16 protein-coding genes are annotated in these 22,301 nt (G+C 71.8%); 14 read left to right on the top strand and 2 right to left on the bottom strand.

Annotated elements, in window-relative coordinates; all coding sequences use genetic code 11:
* Positions 1-85 precede the first annotated feature (85 nt).
* The 7 genes from SCK26_RS10455 to SCK26_RS10425 all read left to right on the top strand — a co-directional run bounded on the left by SCK26_RS10455 (position 86) and on the right by SCK26_RS10425 (position 10,951).
* On the top strand, positions 86-1,768 hold the full coding sequence (locus SCK26_RS10455) for an extracellular solute-binding protein (protein ID WP_318201008.1): 1,683 nt from the start codon (positions 86-88) through the stop codon (positions 1,766-1,768).
* A complete protein-coding gene (locus SCK26_RS10450) occupies positions 1,765-2,781 on the top strand; it encodes an ABC transporter permease (protein ID WP_318201007.1) in 1,017 nt (338 codons plus the stop codon). The genes SCK26_RS10455 and SCK26_RS10450 overlap by 4 nt, the downstream gene beginning before the upstream one ends.
* Positions 2,778-3,725 carry a carbohydrate ABC transporter permease gene (locus tag SCK26_RS10445; protein WP_318201006.1) on the top strand — a complete coding sequence of 316 codons (948 nt, stop codon included), beginning with the start codon at positions 2,778-2,780 and terminating at the stop codon, positions 3,723-3,725. The genes SCK26_RS10450 and SCK26_RS10445 overlap by 4 nt, the downstream gene beginning before the upstream one ends.
* 141 nt (positions 3,726-3,866) lie before the next feature.
* Positions 3,867-6,047 (top strand): 1,4-beta-glucanase, encoded by a 2,181-nt coding sequence (locus SCK26_RS10440; protein ID WP_318201005.1) that lies wholly within the window; start codon positions 3,867-3,869, stop codon positions 6,045-6,047.
* Positions 6,044-8,014 (top strand): beta-galactosidase, encoded by a 1,971-nt coding sequence (locus SCK26_RS10435; protein ID WP_318201004.1) that lies wholly within the window; start codon positions 6,044-6,046, stop codon positions 8,012-8,014. The genes SCK26_RS10440 and SCK26_RS10435 overlap by 4 nt, the downstream gene beginning before the upstream one ends.
* Positions 8,011-10,203, top strand: a complete 2,193-nt coding sequence (locus SCK26_RS10430; protein ID WP_318201003.1) for a glycosyl hydrolase family 95 catalytic domain-containing protein — start codon at positions 8,011-8,013, stop codon at positions 10,201-10,203. Before SCK26_RS10435 ends, SCK26_RS10430 begins: the two co-directional genes overlap by 4 nt.
* 34 nt (positions 10,204-10,237) lie before the next feature.
* Positions 10,238-10,951: a GH12 family glycosyl hydrolase domain-containing protein gene (locus SCK26_RS10425; protein WP_318201002.1), complete on the top strand. Its 714-nt coding sequence runs from the start codon at positions 10,238-10,240 to the stop codon at positions 10,949-10,951.
* A 43-nt stretch (positions 10,952-10,994) separates the two neighbouring features.
* On the opposite strand, the gene SCK26_RS10420 is transcribed toward SCK26_RS10425, so the two are convergent.
* Positions 10,995-12,008, bottom strand: coding sequence for a LacI family DNA-binding transcriptional regulator (locus SCK26_RS10420; protein WP_318201001.1), 1,014 nt, complete (start codon positions 12,006-12,008; stop codon positions 10,995-10,997).
* A 302-nt stretch (positions 12,009-12,310) separates the two neighbouring features.
* Between SCK26_RS10420 and SCK26_RS10415 the strand changes: the two genes are divergently transcribed.
* A complete protein-coding gene (locus SCK26_RS10415; protein ID WP_318201000.1) occupies positions 12,311-14,248 on the top strand; it encodes an acyl-CoA dehydrogenase family protein in 1,938 nt (645 codons plus the stop codon).
* Here the strand turns inward: SCK26_RS10415 and SCK26_RS10410 are convergent.
* Complete coding sequence (locus SCK26_RS10410; RefSeq protein ID WP_318200999.1) at positions 14,245-14,703, bottom strand: lamin tail domain-containing protein; 459 nt, start codon at positions 14,701-14,703, stop codon at positions 14,245-14,247. The genes SCK26_RS10415 and SCK26_RS10410 overlap by 4 nt on opposite strands.
* 155 nt (positions 14,704-14,858) lie before the next feature.
* On the opposite strand from SCK26_RS10410, the gene dxr reads away from it, so the two are divergent.
* The 6 genes from dxr (at position 14,859) to SCK26_RS10380 (ending at position 22,263) form a co-directional block, all read left to right on the top strand.
* Positions 14,859-16,127 carry a 1-deoxy-D-xylulose-5-phosphate reductoisomerase gene (gene dxr / locus SCK26_RS10405; RefSeq protein ID WP_318200998.1) on the top strand — a complete coding sequence of 423 codons (1,269 nt, stop codon included), beginning with the start codon at positions 14,859-14,861 and terminating at the stop codon, positions 16,125-16,127.
* Positions 16,124-17,428: a M50 family metallopeptidase gene (locus SCK26_RS10400; RefSeq protein ID WP_318200997.1), complete on the top strand. Its 1,305-nt coding sequence runs from the start codon at positions 16,124-16,126 to the stop codon at positions 17,426-17,428. Before dxr ends, SCK26_RS10400 begins: the two co-directional genes overlap by 4 nt.
* A 168-nt stretch (positions 17,429-17,596) precedes the next feature.
* Complete coding sequence (gene ispG / locus SCK26_RS10395; protein WP_318200996.1) at positions 17,597-18,754, top strand: flavodoxin-dependent (E)-4-hydroxy-3-methylbut-2-enyl-diphosphate synthase; 1,158 nt, start codon at positions 17,597-17,599, stop codon at positions 18,752-18,754.
* A 332-nt stretch (positions 18,755-19,086) separates the two neighbouring features.
* Entirely contained in the window at positions 19,087-19,935 is an 849-nt protein-coding gene (locus tag SCK26_RS10390) for a GNAT family N-acetyltransferase (protein WP_318200995.1), read from the top strand.
* Between the two features lie 20 nt (positions 19,936-19,955).
* Complete coding sequence (locus tag SCK26_RS10385) at positions 19,956-20,486, top strand: GNAT family N-acetyltransferase (RefSeq protein ID WP_318200994.1); 531 nt, start codon at positions 19,956-19,958, stop codon at positions 20,484-20,486.
* A 73-nt stretch (positions 20,487-20,559) separates the two neighbouring features.
* On the top strand, positions 20,560-22,263 hold the full coding sequence (locus SCK26_RS10380; protein WP_318200993.1) for a proline--tRNA ligase: 1,704 nt from the start codon (positions 20,560-20,562) through the stop codon (positions 22,261-22,263).
* Positions 22,264-22,301: the final 38 nt, after the last annotated feature.

The following is a 22,301-nucleotide window of genomic DNA, read 5'->3' as shown; positions in this document are numbered from 1 at the left end:
CGCTTCCGCTCAGCCGAACCACTGAAGACACCGCAGCCGACGGCCCACCGCCGGGTGTCCTGGTGCGCCATGAAGGGTTGACGCAATGACGCCGAACGCCGCCTCCTCCGCCCCCAGCAGGAGAAGCTTCCTCGCCTCCACCGCGGTCGCCGCCGCGGCGGTGGCCGGCGGACTGCCGCTGCTCACCGCCTGCGGCGGCGGACAGGAGGGACGCAAGGAAGGCACCACCTCCGGCAAGGCGGCCCAAAAGCTCCTCCCCGCGTACGTGGCATCGAGCGTCGTCGCCCCGGACATCCCCGCGAAGAACGGCTCCGCGGCCGGCTTCACCAAGGCCGTGGCCATGGACCGGCTCGAGACCTCCGTGCCGAAGAAGCTCGGCAGCGGTGGCGAGCTGACGATCATGGCACCGCTGTGGGGCACTCCGCCGGACAACGGCAACCCGTACTACAAGGCCATGAACGAGGCCATCGGCGTCCGGACCAAGTGGCAGAACCAGGACGGCAACACCTACGACGAGAAGCTCGGCGCGATCCTCGCCTCCAGCGACATCCCGGACGTCGTGGTCGTCCCCGGCTGGAACCTGATGGGCAAGATCCCCAGCGCCATCAACGCCAAGTTCGCCGACCTCGGCCCGTACCTGTCCGGCGACAAGGCCAAGGACTACCCCAACCTCGCGGCCGTCCCCACCGACGCCTGGCAGCGCTCCATCTTCGGCGGCCGGCTGCGGGCCGTCCCGCTGCCCGCCTCCTACGTCACCAACATCGCGCCCTTCTACCGCAAGGACGTCTTCGACAAGCACGGCTGGCAGCCGCCCAAGACCACCGACGAGTTCCTGGCCTGGGCGAAGGAGGCCACCGACGCCAAGGGCGGGGTGTGGGCCTGCTCCGACATGAAGTGGACCGCGTTCAGCGCCTTCGGCGTCCTGGGCGGCAGCGACAAGGCGCTGTGGTGGAACCTCCAGGGCGGCAAGCTGATCAACCGGATCGAGACCGAGGAGTACCTCGAAGCCCTGGAGTGGGCCCGCAAGCTGTTCGCCGCCGGCGTGGTCCACCCCGACGACAAGGCCGGCAAGACCACCAACCCGCCCGGCACCCGCTTCACCGCCGGCAAACTCCTCGTCTACAACCAGGACCTGTCCGACTGGTTCGGCAAGACCTCCGAACAGCGCGCGCAGAACCCGGACTTCGAGATGGCCGCGATGGACATCTTCACCCACGACGGCGGCGACCCCCTGCTGTGGGCCGTCCAGCCCTCCAACATCTTCACCTTCGTCAACAAGAAGGCGTCCGAGCAGAAGATCAAGGACTTCCTCGCCATCGCCAACTTCTGCGCCGCCCCCTACGGCACCAAGGAGCGCCTGCTCGCCGAGTACGGCGTCGAGGGCACCGACTTCACCCTGGCCAAGGGCGTGCCCACCAAGACCACCAAGGGCGTCAACGAGGTCCTCGGCGCCTTCGACTACACCGGCAAGCCCGCCGCGTACGTCGCCCACCCCGACTTCCCCGAGGTCACCCGGGGCATGGTCGAGTGGCAGCAGCGCATGGGCGCCTTCACCAAGAAGTCCTCCTTCTACGGCCTGACGATCACCGAACCCAACCGCTGGTCCAACCTCGCCGACGACTTCGAACAGCTGGAGGACGACGTCGTACGCGGCCGGAAGAAGATCGGCGACGTGCAGCAGGCGGTCTCCGAGTGGAAGAAGCGGGGCGGCGACGACCTGCGCGACTGGTACCGCAAGCTGCTCGACGACACCGGATCGGCGAAATGACCAGCACCGTCCCCCGCAGCGAGGCCGGCGCGAAGCGCGCCCCGGCGGCGTCCGGGAGCGCCACCGGCCGCCGCGAGCGCACCCGGGGACCCGGCCTGCGGACCAGGTTCCGGCGCGACCGCACCCTGATCCTGATGGCCCTGCCGGTGGTGCTGCTGCTCCTGGTCTTCAACTACATCCCGATCCTCGGCAACGTCGTCGCCTTCCAGGACTACGACCCCTACCTCAGCGACAACGGCTTCATCGCCGTCTTCCAGAGCCCCTGGGTCGGCTTCGAGCAGTTCCAGCGCGTCTTCGAGGACTCCGAGTTCTGGCACGCCGTGCAGAACACGTTCGTCCTGTTCTCCCTCCAACTGGTGCTGTTCTTCCCCATCCCCGTCGCGCTGGCGCTGCTGATCAACAGCGTGATCCGGCCCCGGGTCCGCGCGGTCGCCCAGGCGATCATGTATCTGCCGCACTTCTTCTCCTGGGTGCTGGTCGTCACCGTCTTCCAGCAGATCTTCGGCGGCGCCGGCGTCCTCGCCCAGACCCTGCGCGAACACGGGCACCCGGGCTTCGACATCATGACCGACCCCTCGGTCTTCAAGTACCTGGTGACCGCCGAGATGGTCTGGAAGGACGCGGGCTGGGGCGTCATCGTCTTCCTCGCGGCCCTCGCCGCCGTCTCCAACGACCTATACGAGGCCGCCGCGATGGACGGCGCCGGGCGCTGGCGCCGCATGTGGCACATCACGCTGCCCGCGCTGCGGCCGGTGATCGCCCTGCTGCTGGTGCTGCGCGTCGGCGACGCCCTCACCGTCGGCTTCGAGCAGTTCCTGCTCCAGCGGCAGGCGGTCGGCCCGGACGCCTCCGAGGTGCTCGACACCTACGTGTGGTGGAACGGCATCCGCAACCAGGACTTCAGCTACGCGGCGGCGGCCGGCCTGATCAAGGGCGTCGTCGGACTGACCCTCGTCCTCGTGGCGAACAAGGTGGCCCATCTGATGGGCGAGCAGGGGGTGTACGAGAAGTGAGCGCCGTGGTCGACCGGCCGGCGCCGGAGGGCGTGCGCGAGCGGAGCCGCTGGGCCGCGCCGCCCCGGCCGGTGTGGGAGGAGGAGCCGGCGAAGGCCGGGCTCGCCGGAAAGGGACTGGTCCTCGGGATCGCGTGCTTCGCCGTGCTGTTCCCGCTGTGGATCGTGGTCGTCACCAGCCTGTCGCCGAAGAAGGTCATCGACGAGACGGGCGGACTCGTGGTGGTCCCCAGGGGCATCACGTTCGTCGCCTACCAGGAACTGCTCGGCGGCGGCCAGGTGCAGCGGGCCGCGCTGGTCAGCATCGGGGTGACCCTCGTCGGCACGCTGTTCAGCATGACAGTGTCGGTGCTGTGCGCGTACGGCCTGTCCCGGCGGGACTCGCTGGGCCACCGCTGGATCCTGATGACCCTGCTCGCCACGATGTTCTTCGGCGCCGGGCTCATCCCGACGTACCTGCTGGTGCAGGCGCTCGGGCTCACCGACACCTATCTGGCGCTGATCCTGCCGAGCGCGGTGAGCGTGTTCAACATCCTGGTGCTGCGCGGGTTCTTCATGGGCATCTCGCCCGAACTCGTCGACAGCGCGCGGATCGACGGGGCGGGGGACTGGCGGATCCTGTGGCGGATCGTGCTGCCGCTGTCCCGGGCCGTGCTGGCGGTGATCACGCTGTTCTACGCGGTCGGGTACTGGAGCGCCTGGTTCAACGCGTCGATCTATCTGACCGACCAGAAGAAGATGCCGCTGCAGAACGTGATGATCCAGCTGGTGCAGAAGCAGGAACGGCCGGTGGGGCTGTCGGCCCAGATCAACACCGGCCAGTTGTCGCCGCTGGCCATCCAGATGGCGGTGATGGTGCTGGCCCTGCTGCCGGTGGCCGTCCTCTCGCCGTTCGTCCAGAAGCATTTCCGCAAGGGGATGCTGACCGGAGCGGTGAAGGGCTGACGGGGGCGCGCTGCGAAGGGGCGGTGCGGTTCGCCGGCGACCGCGGGTCCGTCGTGGCTGATCGCGCAGTTCCCCGCACCCCTTACGGGGCGCTGCCCCAGCACCGCACCACCCACCCAGACTCCCCACCCGAGGTACCCCATGCCCACCCGCAGAACCGTTCTCGCCGGAACGGCGGCAGCCGCCGCACTGGCAACCCTGCCCACACCCGTACACGCCGCCGAAGCCGAGCGGCACCCGTACCGCTGGCGCACCGCGGTCATCGGCGGTACCGGATTCGTCACCGGCCTCCTCTTCCACCCCACCGCCCCCGGCCTGGCCTACGCCCGCACCGACATCGGCGGCGCCTACCGCTGGGACCGGGACACCGACCGCTGGACCCCGCTGACCGACCACCTCGGCTGGGACGACTGGAACCTGCTCGGCGTGGAGGCCCTGGCCGTCGACCCGGCCCACCCCGGCCGGCTCTACCTGGCCCTCGGCACGTACGCCCAGCCCTGGGCCGGCAACGGAGCCCTGCTGCGCTCCGAGGACCGCGGCCGCACCTGGCACCGCACCGCCCTCCCCGTCCCGCTCGGCGCCAACGAGGACGGCCGCGGCACCGGCGAACGGCTCCTCGTCGACCCCCGCGACAGCGACACCCTGTGGCTCGGCACCCGCCATGACGGGCTGCTGAGGTCGACCGACCGGGGCGGGACCTGGGCGAGGCAGTCCGGGTTCCCGGGCACGCCGAGCGGCAGCGGCCAGGGCGTCACCCTGCTCGTCGCCGCCGGCCGCGCCGTCTACGCCGGCTGGGGCGACGGCGACGGCACCGCCGCGCACCCGAACCTGTACCGCACCACCGACGGCACCACCTGGGAGGCCGTCCCCGGACAGCCCGCCGGCGCCAGCGCCAAGGTCCCCGTCCGCGCCGCCCACGACTCCCGCGCCCACGAGCTGTACGTCACCTACGCCGACGCGCCCGGCCCGAACGGCCAGAGCACCGGCAGCGTGCACAAGCTGGACACGACCACCGGCGCCTGGACCGACGTCACCCCGGTCGTCCCGGGCGGTGGCGACACCTTCGGCTACGGCGGGATCGCCGTGGCCGCCCACCGTCCCGGCACGGTCGTCGTCTCCACCAACAACCGCTGGTCGGCGGTCGACACGCTGTACCGCAGCACCGACTCGGGCCGCAGCTGGGTCTCCCTGAAGGACACCGCCGTCCTCGACGTGTCCGAGACGCCGTATCTCGACTGGGGCGCGGACAGCCCGAAGTTCGGCTGGTGGATCCAGGCCGTCGCCGTGGACCCGTACGACAGCGCGCACATCCTCTACGGCACCGGCGCCACCGTCTACGGCACCCGTGACCTCGTCCACTGGACGCCCCGGGTCCGCGGCCTGGAGGAGACCTCGGTCCGGCAGCTGATCTCGCCGCCCGCCGGCCCGGCCCATCTGATCAGCGGCAACGGGGACATCGGGGTGCTGTACCACGAACGGCTGACCGCCTCCCCGAAGACCGGCATGGCCACCAACCCCGTCTTCGGCACGGCGACCGGACTCGCGCTGGCCGCGGCGAAACCGTCGTACGTCGTGCGCACCGGATGGGGCGAGAACGGCAACGGCGCCTTTTCCACCGACGGCGGACGCACCTGGACGCCCTTCCCGGCCCAGCCCGCCCTCGCCGAGGACGCGCCCGGGCCGATCGCGGCCGGCGCCGACGGCGCGGTGCTGCTGTGGACGTTCGTGCACTGGGACGGGACCGCGTACCCGGCCCACCGGTCGGCGGACGGCGGGCGGACCTGGACCGAGGTGCCCTCCTTCCCCAAGGGGGCCACGCCGGTCGCCGACCCCGTCGACCCGGCCGTCTTCTACGCCTACGCCACCGCCACCGGGACCCTGTACGCCAGCACCGATCACGGTCGCACCTTCGTCGCCCGGTCCGGGCATCTGCCGTCCGGCGACAGCCAGTTCCAGCTGGCCGTGGCCCCGGGGCGGACGGGCGACCTGTGGGTGAGCGGCAAGGAGGACGGGTTGTACCGGTCCACCGACGCCGGAGCGGGCTTCGCCCGGGTCGACGGCGTCCGGGCCTCGTACACGCTCGGGTTCGGCAAGGCCGCCCCCGGCGCCCGCTACCCGGCCCTCTACCAGGTGGGCGCGCTCACCGGCTCCGGCGTCGCCGTCCTGCGCTCCGACGACGAGGGCCGCACCTGGGTCCGGGTCAACGACGACGCCCACCAGTGGGGCTGGACCGGACAGGCCGTCACCGGCGACCCGCGCCTGTACGGCCGGGTCTACCTCGCCACCAACGGGCGGGGCATCCAGTACGGGGAGCCCGCATGAAGCCGACCCTCGCCGACGCCACCCGCGGCCGCATCCTCTTCGGCGGCGACTACAACCCCGAGCAGTGGCCGGAGGAGACCTGGCACGAGGACGTCCGGCTGATGAGGGAGGCCGGGGTCAACTCCGTCACGGTCGGCGTGTTCTCCTGGTCGCGACTCGAACCGGAGCCGGGAGCACGGGAGTTCGGCTGGCTGGACCGGCTGATGGACCTGCTGCACGAGCACGGCATCGGTGTCGTCCTCGCCACGCCCACCTCCTCCCCGCCGCCCTGGCTGGGCCGGCTGCACCCGGACACCCTGCCCCGGGACGCCGACGGCCGGACCGAGTGGTGGGGCGGCCGGCAGCACTTCTCGCACTCCAGCGCCACCTACCGCCGGTACGCCGCCGCCATCACCGAGGACCTGGCCGCCCGGTACGCCGGCCACCCGGCGCTCATCATGTGGCACATCAACAACGAGTACTGCACCTTCGACTACGGCGACGAGGCCGCCGCCGCCTTCCGCCGCTGGCTCCGGGAGCGGTACGGCAGCCTGGACGCACTCAACGCGGCCTGGGGCACGGCCTTCTGGAGCCAGGGCTACGACACCTGGGACGGCATCCTGCCGCCGCGCCGGCCGCACTACATGAAGAACCCCGGCCAGGTGCTGGACTTCCGGCGGTTCACCTCCGACATGCTCCTGGAGTGCTACACCGCCGAGCGGGACATCGTCCGCCGGCACACCCCGCGGCTGCCCGTGACCACCAACTTCATGCCGCTGTGGACCGGGCAGGACGGCTGGCGCTGGGCCCGCGAGGAGGACGTCGTCTCCGTCGACCTGTATCCCGACCCGCGCGACCCGCTGGGCGCGCAGGCCGGAGCGCTGGTGCAGGACCTCACCCGGTCGCAGGCGCGCGGGCCGTGGATGCTGATGGAACAGGCGGCCGGACCGGTCAACTGGCGCGGCGCGAACCACCCCAAGCCGCGCGGCCTGAACCGCCTGTGGTCCCTCCAGGCCGTCGCCCGCGGCGCCGACGCCGTCTGCTACTTCCAGTGGCGCCAGTCCCGGCAGGGCGCCGAGAAGTTCCACTCCGGCATGCTCGGCCACGCGGGCCCAGAGGGCCGCACCCACCAGGAGGTCAAGCGGCTCGGCGCCGACCTGGCCCGGATCGCGGACCAGGTCTGCGGTACCAGGATCACCGCCGACGTGGCGATCCTGCACGACTGGGACTCCTGGTGGGCCGGCGACCACGAAGGACGCCTGTCCACCCGGTTCGACCTGCCCGAGGTGCTCACCGCCTGGCACCGCGCCCTGTGGGAGGCCCACCTCACCGCCGACTTCGCCCACCCGGAAGACGACCTGTCCGGCTACCGGCTCGTCGTCGCCCCGCAGCTGTACCTCCTCACCGACTCCGCCGTCGACAACCTCCTCGCGTACACCGGCGGTGGCGGCACCCTCGTCAGCGGCTTCCTCACCGGCGTCGTCGACCGCGACGACCGGGTCCGCCCCGGCGGCATGGACGCCCGGCTGCGCGAGCTGTTCGGCATCCGCACCCTGCACGAGTGGTGGCCGCTGGAGGCGGGGGAGACCGTCGGCTGCGAGGGCTTCCGCGGCACGCTGTGGTCGGAGGAGATCGAGCCGGAGCCCGGCGCCGCCGAGACCGTGCCCTACCGGGGCGGCGAACTCGACGGGCTGCCCGCCGTGCTGCGCCGGGGCCGCGCCTGGTACCTGTCCACGCTGCCCGAACCGGAGGCCCTGCGCTCCCTGCTGGCCGGCATCGCCGCCGGGGCCGGCGTCCGGCCGGTGCTGGACGGGCTGCCGCGGGGAGTGGAGGCGGTGCGCCGGGGCGGGCTGCTGTTCCTGCTGAACCACGGGCGGGAGCCGGTCACCGTCCCGGTCCCGGGCACCCACCGCGACCTGCTCGGCGACGCGGACGTCACGGACGCGGTCACCCTCGGCCGCTACGGCGTGGCGGTGCTGCGGTCATGAGCGCCACGCCGGTCCACGGCACCTGGGAGCCGGCCCCGGCCGCGCGCTGGGAGGACGCCTTCCCGAGCGGCAACGGCCACCACGGCGTCCTGGTGTACGGCGACCCGGACGACGAGCGGGTCATCGTCACCCAGCACACCCTGGTCCGGCCCAACGGCGGCGAACACGCCCGGCCGCCCCGGCTGGCCGCCGCCCTCCCGGAGGTCCAGGACCGGCTGCTCGCCGGGCACCTCACCGCCGCCGAGGCGCTCACCGACGGCCGCCCGCTCCAGTGGGTGCAGCCCTTCCACCCCGCCTTCCAGGTCCGGGTGCGCCGGCCGGCGGGCGCCGGGCGGGAGGTGCGCCGGGCCGTCGACTTCACCAGCGGCGAGGTCACGGCGGCCGGCGGCGGCGCCGTGAGCCGTGTCTTCGTCTCCCGCGCCGACGACGTGATCGTGCACGAGGTCACCGCCGGCGACCTCCACCTCACCCTGGACCACCGGCTGCCGGGCGCCCCGGCCGGCCTGCGGGTCGGGCACGGCGCGCTGCTCACTCCCGAGGGCGCCGTGCTGAGCCTGCGCGTCAGATACCCGGGCAGCGACCGCGCCTACACCGGCGTCACCCTCCTCGCCGTCACCGGCGGCCGGACGGAACTCACCCCGCCCGGCGTCCGCGTCACCGGCTGCCGCTCCGCGCTGCTGCTCACGAGGGTGCTGCGGCACACCGGCGAGGCGGACGCCGGCGCCGAGACCCGGCGCCTCCAGGACCTCCTCGACGGCACCGAACGCCCCTACGACGGCCTGCTCGCCCGCCATCTGGACCGGCACCGCACCGCCTACCTGCGGGTCACCCTGGACCTCGGCGCCGACCCGGCCGAACGCGCCCTGCCCGGCTCCGAGCTGCTGAAGCGACCGCACAGCCCGGCCCTGCTGGAACGGCTGTTCGCGGCCGGCCGCTACCACCTGCTCTCCAGCAGCGGCCACCACCCGCCCCGGCTCACCGGGCTGTGGACCGGCGACTGGGACACCGCCTGGTCCGGCGCGTTCACCACCAACGCCAACCTCAACCTCCAGACCGCCGCCGCGCCCGCCGCCGCCCTGCCCGAGGTCACCGAGGCGCTGGCCGCCTTCGTCACCCGGCAGCTGCCGGACTGGCGGGCCAACGCCCGCGCGGTCTTCGGCACCCGGGGCGCGGTCGCGCCCTCGCACAGCGACGGCGAGTCCGGGCTGACCTACCACTTCAGCCGCGAGTACCCGCTGCACCTGTGGACCGCCGGCGCCGACTGGCTGCTCAAGCCGCTGGTCGACCACGACGAGATCCAGGGCGCACAGGACCCGCGCACCGCCGCCGCACTCGCCGAGGCAGCCCTCTTCTACGAGGACTTCCTCACCCGCACCGACGCCGCGGGCCACCTGGTGATCGTGCCGTCCTACTCACCGGAGAACCGCCCGGCGAACGGCAGCTGGGGCGCGGTCAACGCGGCCATGGACCTCTCCGCCGCCCGCCACACCCTGCTCACCGCCGCCCGCTACCACCCCGGACAGGCGGACAGGTGGCGGGCGCTGGCCGACCGGCTGCCCCCGCACCGGATCAACGCCGACGGAGCCCTCGCCGAATGGGCCTGGCCCGGCCTCCACGACACCTACGACCACCGCCACCTCAGCCACCTGTACGGCGTCTGGCCCCTGGAGGAGATCACCCCGTACGACACCCCGCGCCTGGCCGCCGCCGCCCACCGGGCGCTGGAACTGCGCGGCGCCGAGAACGACTCCGCCCACGGCCATCTCCACCACGCCCTGATCGCCGCCCGGCTCCGCGACCCCGAGCGCGCCGGCCGCGCCCTGCGCCGGGTCCTCGACGGCGACTTCTTCCACGCCTCCCTGATGAGCGCCCACTACCCCCACCGCGACGTCTACAACGCGGACGCCGCGCACACCCTCCCCGGTGTGCTCGTCGAGACGCTCCTCCAGTCCACCCCGGACCGCCTGATCCTGCTCCCGGCGGTCCCCGACAGCTGTCCGCGCGGCGAACTGCGCGGCATCCGCACCCGGTTCGGCGCCGAGGTCGACCTCGCCTGGGACCCGGACGGCGCCCGGGCGGTCGTCCGGCCCGGCCGCACCCACCGCGTCGAGCTGCGGACTTCCTCCGGCACCGCGTTCCTCGACCTGGTCGCCGGAGAAGCCCGCGTCCTCACCCTGAGGACGCGGTGAACCTCCCCACACCCCCACCCATGGAAGGGACACCATGGCAACCAGCACCCTCGGCAGGGTCGCCAAGGCCCTGCTCGCCCCCGCACTCGCCCTCGGCGCCACCGTCGGCCTCGCCTCGGCACCCGCCTCCGCCGCCGTCTGGAGCACCTGCGACCAGTGGGGCAACACCACCCTGAACGGCTACACGCTCTACAACAACATCTGGGGTTCCGGCGCCGGCAGCCAGTGCGTCTGGGCCAACTCCGGCACCAACTGGGGTGTGCACGCCGACCACCCCAACACCGGCGGCATCAAGTCCTACCCCGACGCCAAGAAGGTGATCAACAAGCCGATCACCTCGCTGACCTCGCTCACCAGCAGCTACAACGTCACCGTCCCGGCGTCCGGCGCGTACAACACGTCGTACGACATCTGGGACACGGACTACGACTACGAGATCATGCTCTGGGTCAACAAGACCGGACCCGTCGGGCCTCTCGGAACCTCGCAGGGCAACGTCACCCTGGGCGGTCACACCTGGACCGTCTACAAGGGCAACAACGGCGCCAACGAGGTGTTCTCCTTCATCCGCACCTCCAACTCCGCCTCCGGCACGGTGAACATCCTGCCGATCCTGAAGTGGATCAAGGACACCAAGGGCTGGTTCGGCAACGAGACCATCGGCGACGTCCAGTTCGGCTACGAGATCACGTCCTCGTCCGGCGGCCTGGACTTCACCACCAACAACCTGACCGTCAGCGGCGGCTGAGCAGCCGGGGCCGGCCTCCGCGGCGGGGCCGGCCCCCTCGGCGTCAGGGCGCGGCCGGGGCCGGTCCCGAACTCGCCCGGCGGGTCAGCTCGGGCGCGAGCAGCACGACCTCCTCGCCGCCCCGCCCGTCCAGCTTGGCCACCAGGTGCTCCACGGCCCGCCGGCCCATCTCCTGGGCGGGGATGGCGACCGAGGTCAGCCGCACCGAGGCCTGCACGGCGACCTGGTCCGGGCAGACCGCGACCACGGACACGTCCTCCGGCACGGCCCGGCCCTGCTGGCGCAGCAGCGCGAGCAGCGGCTCCACCGCCGACTCGTTCTGCACCACGAACCCGGTCGTCGCCGGGCGCTCGTCGAAGACGCGGGCCAGGGTGAGGGCCATCGCGTCGTAGCCGCCCTCGCACGGCCGGTGCAGCAGCCGCACGCCCGCCCGGCGGGCCCCGGAGCGCAGCCCGTCCAGGGTGCGTTCGGCGAAGCCGGTGTGCCGTTCGTAGACCGCCGGGGCCTCGCCGATGACGGCGATGTCACGGTGCCCGAGGCCGGCCAGATGCTCCACGCACAGCGCGCCGGTCGCGCTCCAGTCCAGGTCCACGCAGGTCAGACCGCCCGCGTCGGCGGGCAGACCGATCAGCACGGACGGCTGGTCGGTGCCTCTGAGCAGCGGCAGCCGCTCGTCCTCCAGCTCGACGTCCATCAGGATCATCGCGTCGGCCAGCCCGCTGCCGGTGACCCGGCGCACCGCGTCGGGCCCCTCCTCGCCGGTGAGCAGCAGGACGTCGTAGCCGTGCGTGCGGGCGGTGGTGGCCACCGCGATGGCGATCTCCATCATCACCGGTACGTACATGTCGGTGCGTAGCGGGATCATGAGGGCGATGATGTTCGACCGTTTGCCGGCCAGGGCGCGGGCGCCCGCGTTCGGGTGGTAGCCGAGCTCCCGGATGCTCTGCTCGACCCGGTGCCGGGTGGTGGCGGAGATGGACCGCTTGCCGCTGAGGACATAGCTCACCGTGCTCGCCGAGACTCCGGCGTGCTGGGCGACCTCGGCGAGGGTGACCATCCGCTCTCCAAGCTATGTGAAGCGCTTCGACATTGCGCGGTGCCGACAGGGTGGGTGCGAATGCGAATGACCCTAGCTTCAGGGAGCCCGGGGTGTCCATAGGCTATCGAAGCGCTTCGACAACGATTCCCGGCCATGTCGCGGAAACCCGCGCGCCGGACGGCGGCCACCGAGGCTCCACGCTAAACCCGGGCGGCTTTCCCGGCTGGCGCGGCCCGCCCGTTTTCGGTACCAACGATCCAAGGGCACCGGTCGGTGCCGAACGGTCCCGGCCGTCCCTCCCCGCGGCGAGTGGAGCCCCGATGTCCGCCACCACCACCCCACGCACCACCGTCACCGAGCGCGAGGCCCGCCGGGTGGCGGAGGCCGCCCGGCAGCGGGACTGGCGGGGGCCCAGCTTCGCCAAGGAGCTGTTCCTCGGGCGCTTCCGGCTCGACCTCATCCACCCCCACCCGCTGCCCGACGAGGAGTCCGTCCGGCACGGCGAGGAGTTCCTGGCGAAGCTGCGCGCCTTCTGCGAGACGGTGATCGACCCCGCCCGCATCGAGCGCGAGGCCCGCATCCCCGACGAGGTCGTGGCGGGCCTGAAGGAACTCGGTGCGCTCGGCATGAAGATCGGCCCCGAGTACGGCGGTCTCGGCCTGTCCCAGCTGTACTACAACAAGGCCCTCGCCCTGGTCGGCTCCGTCAGCCCCGCCGTCGGCGCGCTGCTCTCCGCGCACCAGTCGATCGGTGTGCCGCAGCCGCTGAAGCTCTTCGGCACGCCGGAGCAGAAGGACGCCTTCCTGCCCCGCTGCGCCCGCACCGACATCTCCGCGTTCCTGCTCACCGAGCCGGACGTGGGCTCCGACCCGGCCCGCCTCGCCACCACGGCCGTGCCCGAGGGCGACGCGTACATCCTCGACGGAGTGAAACTGTGGACCACCAACGGGGTGGTGGCCGATCTGCTCGTCGTCATGGCACGGGTGCCGCAGTCCGAGGGGCATCCGGGCGGCATCACCGCGTTCGTGGTGGAGGCCGCCTCCGAGGGCATCACCGTGGAGAACCGCAACGCCTTCATGGGCCTGCGCGGCATCGAGAACGGCGTCACCCGCTTCCACCGGGTCAGGGTCCCGGCGGCGAACCGGATCGGGCCCGAGGGCGCCGGTCTGAAGATCGCGCTCACCACGCTCAACACCGGCCGGCTGTCGCTGCCCGCGATGTGCGCGGGCGCCGGCAAGTGGTGTCTGAAGATCGCCCGCGAGTGGGCGGCGGAGCGCGAGCAGTGGGGCAAGCCGGTGGCGCTGCACGAGGCCGTCGGGTCGAAGATCGCGTTCATCGCGGCGACGACGTTCGCCCTGGAGGCCGTCCTCGACCTGTCCTCGCAGATGGCCGACGAGGACCGCCACGACATCCGCATCGAGGCCGCCCTCGCCAAGCTCTACGGCTCCGAGGCGGCCTGGCGGATGGCCGACGAACTGGTCCAGATCCGCGGCGGACGCGGCTACGAGACGGCCGAGTCCCTGCGGGCGCGCGGCGAACGCCCGGTCCCGGCCGAGCAGATGCTGCGCGACCTGCGCATCAACCGCATCTTCGAGGGCTCCACGGAGATCATGCACCTGCTGATCGCCCGGGAGGCCGTGGACGCCCACCTCTCGGTCGCCGGCGACCTGATCGACCCCGACAAGTCCCTGGCCGACAAGGCGCGGGCCGGCGCGCACGCGGGCGCCTTCTACGCCAGGTGGCTGCCGAAACTGCTCGCGGGCCCCGGTCAGCTCCCCACGTCCTACACCGAGTTCCGGCACGCGACCGACCTCTCCAAGCATCTGCGCTACGTGGAGCGCACCGCCCGCAGGCTCGCCCGCTCCACCTTCTACGCCATGTCCCGCTGGCAGGGCCGGATGGAGACCAGGCAGGGCTTCCTCGGCCGGATCGTGGACATCGGCGCCGAACTGTTCGCGATGAGCGCGGCCTGCGTACGCGCCGAGCGGCTGCGGGCCGAGGACCGGCACGGCCGGGAGGCCTACCAGCTCGCCGACGCCTTCTGCCGCCAGGCCCGCATCCGCGTCGAGGAACTGTTCACCCGCCTGTGGACCAACACCGACGACCTGGACCGCGGGCTGGTCAAGGCCGTCCTCGCCGGCTCCCACACCTGGCTGGAGGAGGGCATCCTCGATCCGTCGGGCGAGGGCCCATGGATCGCCGACGCGACCCCCGGACCCCCGACCCGCGAGAACGTCCGCCGTCCCTACGGGAGTTAGCAGTACTTGTCGCTGGGGTCCCGCGTCGTCCAGGAGCAGGAGGCGACCTTGGTGCCGCCCGCCTTGGTCAGGGTGGCCGTGTCCTTGTCGTTGTTCCAGACGTAGGCGCGGCGGCCCTGGTACTTGTCGGAGGAGGTGTCCGAGCCGCTGCCGGTGTGGACCTTCAGGTACTTCCCGGCGCCGATCTTGACGTTCGGGAAGACGTACTTGTGGTTGGAGGCGTCCTTCAGCACCCAGCCCTTGAGCGAGACGGCCCGGCCGCTGGTGTTCTTCAGCTGCACCCACTCGCCGTTCAGGCTCTTGTTGGAGCGGTTGTCCTTGCCGGGGCTGTCGAACCACACGTGGTGGATCCTCACGCCGCCGGCGGCCTCGGCCGGAGTGCTGAGCAGGGTGCCGGTGAGCACGGCCGCGCCGGCGAGCGCGGGCAGGGCTGCGCGGAGGCGCACAATGCGCATGGAGATATCCCCCCAGGATGTCGTCCGTAAATCATGCGGAACGAAGTGTTTATCACAAGATCTTCATGACGACTTCACAAGGGGAATCCCGGCCGGCGCACCCACCCGGGGGACGCGCTGTCCGGAGCGCCGCCGCTTGCCGCAACAATGGGAGGATGACCGACAGTCCCGCCCATCCGGCACCCCTCGCCGACCCGCACCTCGTCTACGACCCCGCCGCCGGCGACGGACCCAAGGACGTGGTGATCCTCGGCTCCACCGGATCCATCGGCACCCAGGCCATCGACCTCGTGCTGCGCAACCCCGACCGCTTCCGGGTCACCGCCCTGTCCGCGAACGGCGGCCGGGTGGCCCTCCTCGCCGAGCAGGCGCACCGGCTCAGGGTGCGGACCGTGGCGGTCGCCCGCGAGGACGTCGTACCCGCGCTGCGCGAGGCGCTCACCGCCGCGTACGGCACCGAGCCGCTGCCCGAGATACTCGCCGGGCCCGACGCGGCCACCCAGGTCGCCGCCTCCGACTGCCACACCGTCCTCAACGGCATCACCGGCTCCATCGGCCTCGCCCCGACCCTGGCCGCCCTGGAGGCGGGCCGCACGCTCGCGCTCGCCAACAAGGAGTCGCTGATCGTCGGCGGCCCGCTGGTCACCGCGCTCGCCAAGCCCGGCCAGATCATCCCGGTGGACTCCGAGCACGCGGCCCTCTTCCAGGCCCTCGCCGCCGGCACCCGCGCCGACGTCCGCAAGCTCGTCGTCACCGCCTCCGGCGGCCCCTTCCGCGGCCGGACCAGGGCCGAGCTGGCCGGCGTCACCGTCCAGGACGCCCTCGCCCACCCCACCTGGGCGATGGGACCGGTGATCACCGTCAACTCCGCGACCCTGGTCAACAAGGGACTGGAGGTCATCGAGGCCCACCTGCTGTACGACATTCCGTTCGACCGCATCGAGGTGGTCGTCCACCCCCAGTCGTACGTCCACTCGATGGTCGAGTTCACCGACGGGTCCACCCTCGCCCAGGCGACGCCCCCCGACATGCGCGGGCCCATCGCCATCGGCCTCGGCTGGCCCGAACGCGTCCCCGACGCCGCCCCCGCCTTCGACTGGAGCAAGGCTTCCACCTGGGAATTCTTCCCGCTGGACAACGAGGCATTCCCCTCGGTGAACCTCGCCCGGCACGTGGGACGGCTCGCGAGCACGGCCCCGGCGGTGTTCAATGCGGCCAACGAGGAGTGCGTCGCCGCCTTCCTGAACGGCGCGCTGCCCTTCAACGGGATCGTGGAGACCGTCACCCGGGTGGTCGAGGAGCACGGCACCCCGGCCACGGGAACCTCGCTCACCGTGTCGGACGTCCTCGAAGCGGAGACCTGGGCCCGCGCCCGGGCCCGCGAACTCACAGCCACGACGGCGACCGCGGAGGCGCGTGCATGACGACCTTGATGTTCATCCTCGGCATAGTGGTCTTCGCGGTGGGCCTGCTCGTCTCGATCGCCTGGCACGAGCTGGGACACCTGTCCACGGCCAAGCTCTTCGGCATCCGCGTGCCCCAGTACATGGTCGGCTTCGGCCCGACGATCTGGTCACGCAAGAAGGGCGAGACCGAGTACGGCATCAAGGCCATCCCGGCCGGCGGCTACATCCGCATGATCGGCATGTTCCCGCCGGACGACCAGGGCCGGGTCGCCGCCCGCTCCACCTCGCCGTGGCGCGGCATGATCGAGGACGCGAGAGCGGCGTCCTTCGAGGAACTGAAGCCCGGCGACGAGACGCGCATGTTCTACACGCGCAAACCGTGGAAACGGGTCATCGTGATGTTCGCCGGCCCCTTCATGAACCTCGTCCTCGCGGTCGGCCTGTTCTTCTCCGTGCTCATGGGCTTCGGCGTCCAGCAGCAGACCACCACCGTCGCCTCCGTCTCGCCCTGCGTCATCGCCCAGAGCGAGAACCGCGACACCTGCGCGAAGACCGACAAGCCCTCCCCGGCCCAGGCCGCCGGCCTCCGCACGCGCGACAAGATCGTCTCCTTCGACGGCAAGCCCACCGAGAACTGGGACACCCTCTCGGACCTCATCCGGGACAGCGCCGGGAAGACCGTGCCGATCGTCGTCGAGCGCGACGGCAGGCAGCTCACCCTGCACGCCAAGATCGCCACGAACCTGGTCGCCAAGAAGGACTCCAGCGGCTCCTACGTCCAGGGCAAGTACGTCGAGGCCGGCTTCCTCGGCTTCGGCGCCGCCACCGGCGTGGTCACGATGGACTTCGACGACTCCGTGACCTGGATGACCGACCGGGTCGGCGACGCCGTCGCCTCCCTCGCCGACCTGCCCGGCAAGATCCCCGCCCTGTGGGACGCCGCCTTCGGCGACGGCCCGCGCGAGCCGGACTCCCCGGTGGGCATCGTCGGCGCCGCCCGCATCACCGGCGACATCGCCACCCTGGACATCCCCGCCTCCCAGCAGGTGGCGATGTTCGTGATGATGCTCGGCATGTTCAACCTCTCCCTGTTCCTGTTCAACATGCTCCCGCTGCTGCCGCTCGACGGCGGGCACATCGCGGGCGCCCTGTGGGAGGCCCTCAGGCGGAACCTGGCCCGGGTGCTGCGCCGGCCCGACCCCGGCCCGTTCGACGTCGCCAAGCTGATGCCGGTGGCGTACGTGGTGGCCGGGATCTTCGTCTGCTTCACCGTCCTGGTGCTGATCGCGGACCTCGTCAACCCGGTGAAGATCTCCTAGCCATCCGGTGTCCACGCGGCCCGGAACCCTTCTGGTTCCGGGCCGCCCGCGAGCGCGCCGGAATACGGGTGTGATGTGTGACGCCCGGCCCGGTGCCGTAATCTCGGACCCTGGAGCCCGCCGTATACGGGACCGGATCCTGAACCACGACTTGGGGTTGCACAGCAGATGACTGCGATTTCACTCGGCATGCCGTCCGTTCCGACCAAGCTCGCCGAGCGCCGCAAGAGCCGGCAGATCCAGGTCGGAACCGTGGCGGTCGGCGGGGACGCGCCGGTCTCGGTCCAGTCGATGACCACGACCCGCACCTCCGACATCGGCGCCACGCTCCAGCAGATCGCCGAGCTGACCGCCTCCGGCTGCCAGATCGTCCGTGTGGCCTGCCCCACCCAGGACGACGCCGACGCCCTCGCCACCATCGCGAAGAAGTCGCAGATCCCGGTCATCGCCGACATCCACTTCCAGCCCAAGTACGTCTTCGCCGCCATCGAGGCCGGCTGCGCCGCGGTCCGCGTCAACCCGGGCAACATCAAGCAGTTCGACGACAAGGTCAAGGAGATCGCCAAGGCCGCCAAGGACCACGGCACCCCGATCCGGATCGGCGTCAACGCCGGCTCCCTGGACCGGCGCCTGCTCCAGAAGTACGGCAAGGCGACGCCCGAGGCCCTGGTCGAATCCGCCCTGTGGGAGGCGTCCCTCTTCGAGGAGCACGACTTCCGGGACATCAAGATCTCCGTTAAGCACAACGACCCGGTCGTGATGATCGAGGCCTACCGCCAGCTCGCCGAGAGCTGCGACTACCCGCTGCACCTCGGCGTCACGGAGGCCGGACCCGCCTTCCAGGGCACGATCAAGTCGGCGGTCGCCTTCGGCGCGCTGCTCAGCCAGGGCATCGGCGACACCATCCGCGTCTCCCTCTCGGCTCCGCCGGTCGAGGAGATCAAGGTCGGCATCCAGATCCTGGAGTCCCTGAACCTGCGCCAGCGCGGCCTGGAGATCGTCTCCTGCCCGTCCTGCGGCCGCGCCCAGGTCGACGTCTACAAGCTCGCCGAAGAGGTCACGGCAGGCCTGACCGGCATGGAGGTCCCGCTCCGCGTCGCCGTCATGGGCTGCGTCGTCAACGGCCCCGGCGAGGCCCGCGAGGCCGACCTCGGTGTCGCCTCCGGCAACGGCAAGGGCCAGATCTTCGTCAAGGGCGAGGTCATCAAGACCGTCCCCGAGTCCAAGATCGTGGAAACCCTCATCGAGGAGGCCATGAAGCTGGCCGAACAGATGGAGAAGGACGGCGTGACCTCCGGCGAGCCGTCGGTGTCGGTCGCCGGCTGACCCCGGTCCGCGCGCTGTGAGTCCCGTCACCACCCGGTGACGGGACTCGGCCGTACCTCGGCCCATACGGTCTTCCCAACCACCTCGGGGCGCCCCCTGCTTGCCGGCGAGCGCCTGGACCGACTCCGGCCCACGGCCCGACTTGGTCCTGTGCGATCCCGAGTGGCTGTGGAGCGCTGCGAACTCCAGCCGTGGTCGTCCGTTATGTGAGAGATCATGACTGTCTGCGCTCGGAGGCCTATCGCAGGTCAGCGCGGGATCGGTGGGGGGCGCTTCGCGGGCGCGCGGGGTACAGTGCCGGGACCAGCAGAACCCCACCGTGAGGCCCCGTAGTGCTGACCCAGACCACAACCCGGGTCCTGGAACCGAGTGACCTGGACGCGGCGCTCGCCGTGCTCGATCGTGAGCCGGTCGCCAACGCCTTCGTGACCTCCCGGGTCCGGGTCGCCGGCCTCGACCCCTGGCGGCTCGGCGGCGAGATGTGGGGCTGGTACGAGGACGGCATGCTCACGTCCCTGTGCTACGCGGGCGCCAACCTCGTCCCCATCTGCGCCACCCCGCGCGCCGTCCGCGCCTTCGCCGACCGCGCCCGCCGGGCCGGCCGCCGCTGCTCCTCCATCGTCGGCCCCGCCGACGCCACCGCCGAACTCTGGCGGCTGCTGGAGCCGCACTGGGGCCCGGCCAGGGACGTCCGCGCCCGCCAGCCGCTGATGGTCGCCGACCGCATGCCCGACGACATCGCGCCCGACCCCTACGTCCGCCGCGTCCGCAAGGACGAGATGGAGACGATCATGCCGGCGTGCGTGGCGATGTTCACCGAGGAGGTCGGCGTCTCCCCGCTGTCCGGCGACGGCGGCCTCCTCTACCAGGCCCGGGTCGCCGAACTCGTCGGCTCCGGCCGCTCCTTCGCCCGCGTGGACGAGCGGGGCCGGGTCGTGTTCAAGGCGGAGATCGGCGCCGCCACGCCCCAGGCCTGCCAGATCCAGGGCGTCTGGGTGGCCCCTGAGTACCGGGGCAGGGGCCTGGCGGCCCCCGGCATGGCCGCGGTGCTGCGCTACGCCCTCGCGGACGTCGCCCCCGTCGCGAGCCTCTACGTCAACGACTTCAACACCGCGGCGAGAAGGACGTACCGCCGTGTCGGCTTCCGGGAGACCGGCGCCTTCATGAGTGTGCTCTTCTGACACCCCTGTACGCTCCCCGCATGGACCCAGTGATCGGCCCCCTGGACCTCACCGCCCACGTGGACGAGGCGTTGGCTGTCCAAGCCGTCGCCTTCGGCCTCGGCCCCGAGGAGGTCGCCGTACGCCGGCAGATCGTCCAGCGCCACATGCAGTACCAAGGTGCGCGGGCCTACGGCGCGACCGCCGGCGGCCGGCTCGTCGGCTTCGTGTACGGCATGCCCAACAGCCGCACCCACTGGTGGTCCACCGTGGTGGAGCCCTACCTGCGCGCGGGCGGCAACGACTTCTGGCTGGACGACTCCTTCGTCATCACCGAGCTGCACGTCCACCCCGGCCACCAGAACCGCGGCATCGGCCGGAAGCTGATCACCACCATCACCGACACCGCCGGCGAACCCCGCTCGATCCTCTCCGCGATCGACATCGACAGCCCCGCCCGCGGCCTGTACCACTCCCTCGGCTACACCGACCTCGCCCGTCAAGTGCGTTTCCCGAGCGCGGCGCGCCCCTACGCCGTGATGGGCGCCCCGCTGCCGCTGCGCAGGCGCTAACCGATTTCCACCGGCACGGGCGGCCCGGCTAACCTCCATGCCACCACCTTTATCCGGCAGGAGTACGAGAACCATGGCCAACGCACCGGTCCAGCGCATGTCCCAGTTGATGGCGAAGACGCTGCGCGACGACCCGGCCGACGCCGAGGTCCTCAGCCACAAGCTCCTCGTCCGCGCCGGCTACGTCCGCCGCACGGCGGCCGGCATCTGGAGCTGGCTGCCCCTCGGCAAGAAGGTCCTCGCGAACGTCGAACGCATCGTCCGCGAGGAGATGGACGCCATCGGCGCCCAGGAGGTCACCCTGCCCGCCCTGCTGCCCCGCGAGCCCTACGAGGCGACCGGCCGCTGGGACGAGTACGGCCAGGAGCTGTTCCGGCTCAAGGACCGCAAGGGCGGCGACTACCTCCTCGGCCCCACCCACGAGGAGATCTTCACCCTCCTGGTCAAGGACCAGTGCACGTCCTACAAGGACCTGCCGGTGATCCTCTACCAGATCCAGACCAAGTTCCGCGACGAGGCCCGCCCCCGCGCCGGCATCCTGCGCGGCCGCGAGTTCCTGATGAAGGACTCCTACTCCTTCGACCTGGACGACGAGGGCCTCGGCACCTCCTACGCCCTGCACCGCGAGGCCTACCAGCGGATCTTCGCCCGCCTCGGCCTCGACTACCGCATCTGCGCGGCCACCGCCGGCGCCATGGGCGGCTCCAAGTCCGAGGAGTTCCTCGCCCCGGCCGAGGCCGGCGAGGACACCTTCGCGGACTGCCCGAACTGCGACTTCGCCGCCAACACCGAGGCGATCACCTACCAGCTCACCCCGGTGGACGGCTCCGCCGTGCCCGCGCTGGAGGAGATCCCCACCCCCGACACCCCGACCATCGAGACGCTGGCCGCCTCGCTCGGCGTCCCGGCCTCCGCCACGCTGAAGAACCTGCTGGTCAAGGTGGACGGCGAGATCGTCGCCGTGGGCGTGCCCGGCGACCGCGAGGTGGACCTGGACAAGGTCGAGGCGCACTTCGCCCCGGCCGCCGTCGAGATGGTCACCGAGACCGACTTCGCCGCCCACCCCGAGCTGGTCCGCGGCTACGTCGGCCCGCAGGGCCTGGGCGAGAAGGTGAAGTACATCGCCGACCCGCGCGTGGCCCCCGGCACCGCCTGGATCACCGGCGCCAACAAGGAGCACACGCACGCCAGGAACGTCGTCGCCGGCCGTGACTTCGAGGCCGACGCGTACGTGGACGTCGTCGTGGTGCAGGACGGCGACCCGTGCCCGAAGTGCGGCACCGGCCTGAAGCTGGACCGCGCCATCGAGATCGGCCACATCTTCCAGCTCGGCCGCAAGTACACCGACGCCCTCAAGCTGGACGTCCTCGGCCAGAACGGCAAGCCGGTCCGCGTCACCATGGGCTCCTACGGCGTCGGCGTCTCCCGCGCCGTCGCCGCGCTCGCCGAGCAGACCGCCGACGACAAGGGCCTGGTCTGGCCCAAGGAGGTCGCCCCGGCCGACGTGCACGTGGTCGCCGCCGGCAAGGCGCTCCAGACCGAGCTGGCACTGGACGTCGCCGGGAAGCTCGCCGCCGCGGGCGTCCGCGTCCTGGTGGACGACCGGGCCGGCGTCTCCCCGGGCGTGAAGTTCACCGACTCCGAGCTGATCGGCGTGCCGCAGATCCTGGTGGCCGGCCGCCGCGCCGGCGAAGGCGTGCTGGAGCTGAAGGACCGCAGGACCGGTGAGCGCGAGGAGCTGACGGTCGAGGACGCGATCGCCCGCCTGACCGCGTAGGCCCTGGCCCGCCGACGACGCCCCCGGGTCTCCCGGGG

This window comes from Streptomyces sp. SCL15-4, assembly GCF_033366695.1.
Lineage (GTDB): Bacteria > Actinomycetota > Actinomycetes > Streptomycetales > Streptomycetaceae > Streptomyces.
The sequence above is the reverse complement of the archived record's forward strand: the minus strand, read 5'-3'. Positions and strand labels throughout refer to the sequence as shown.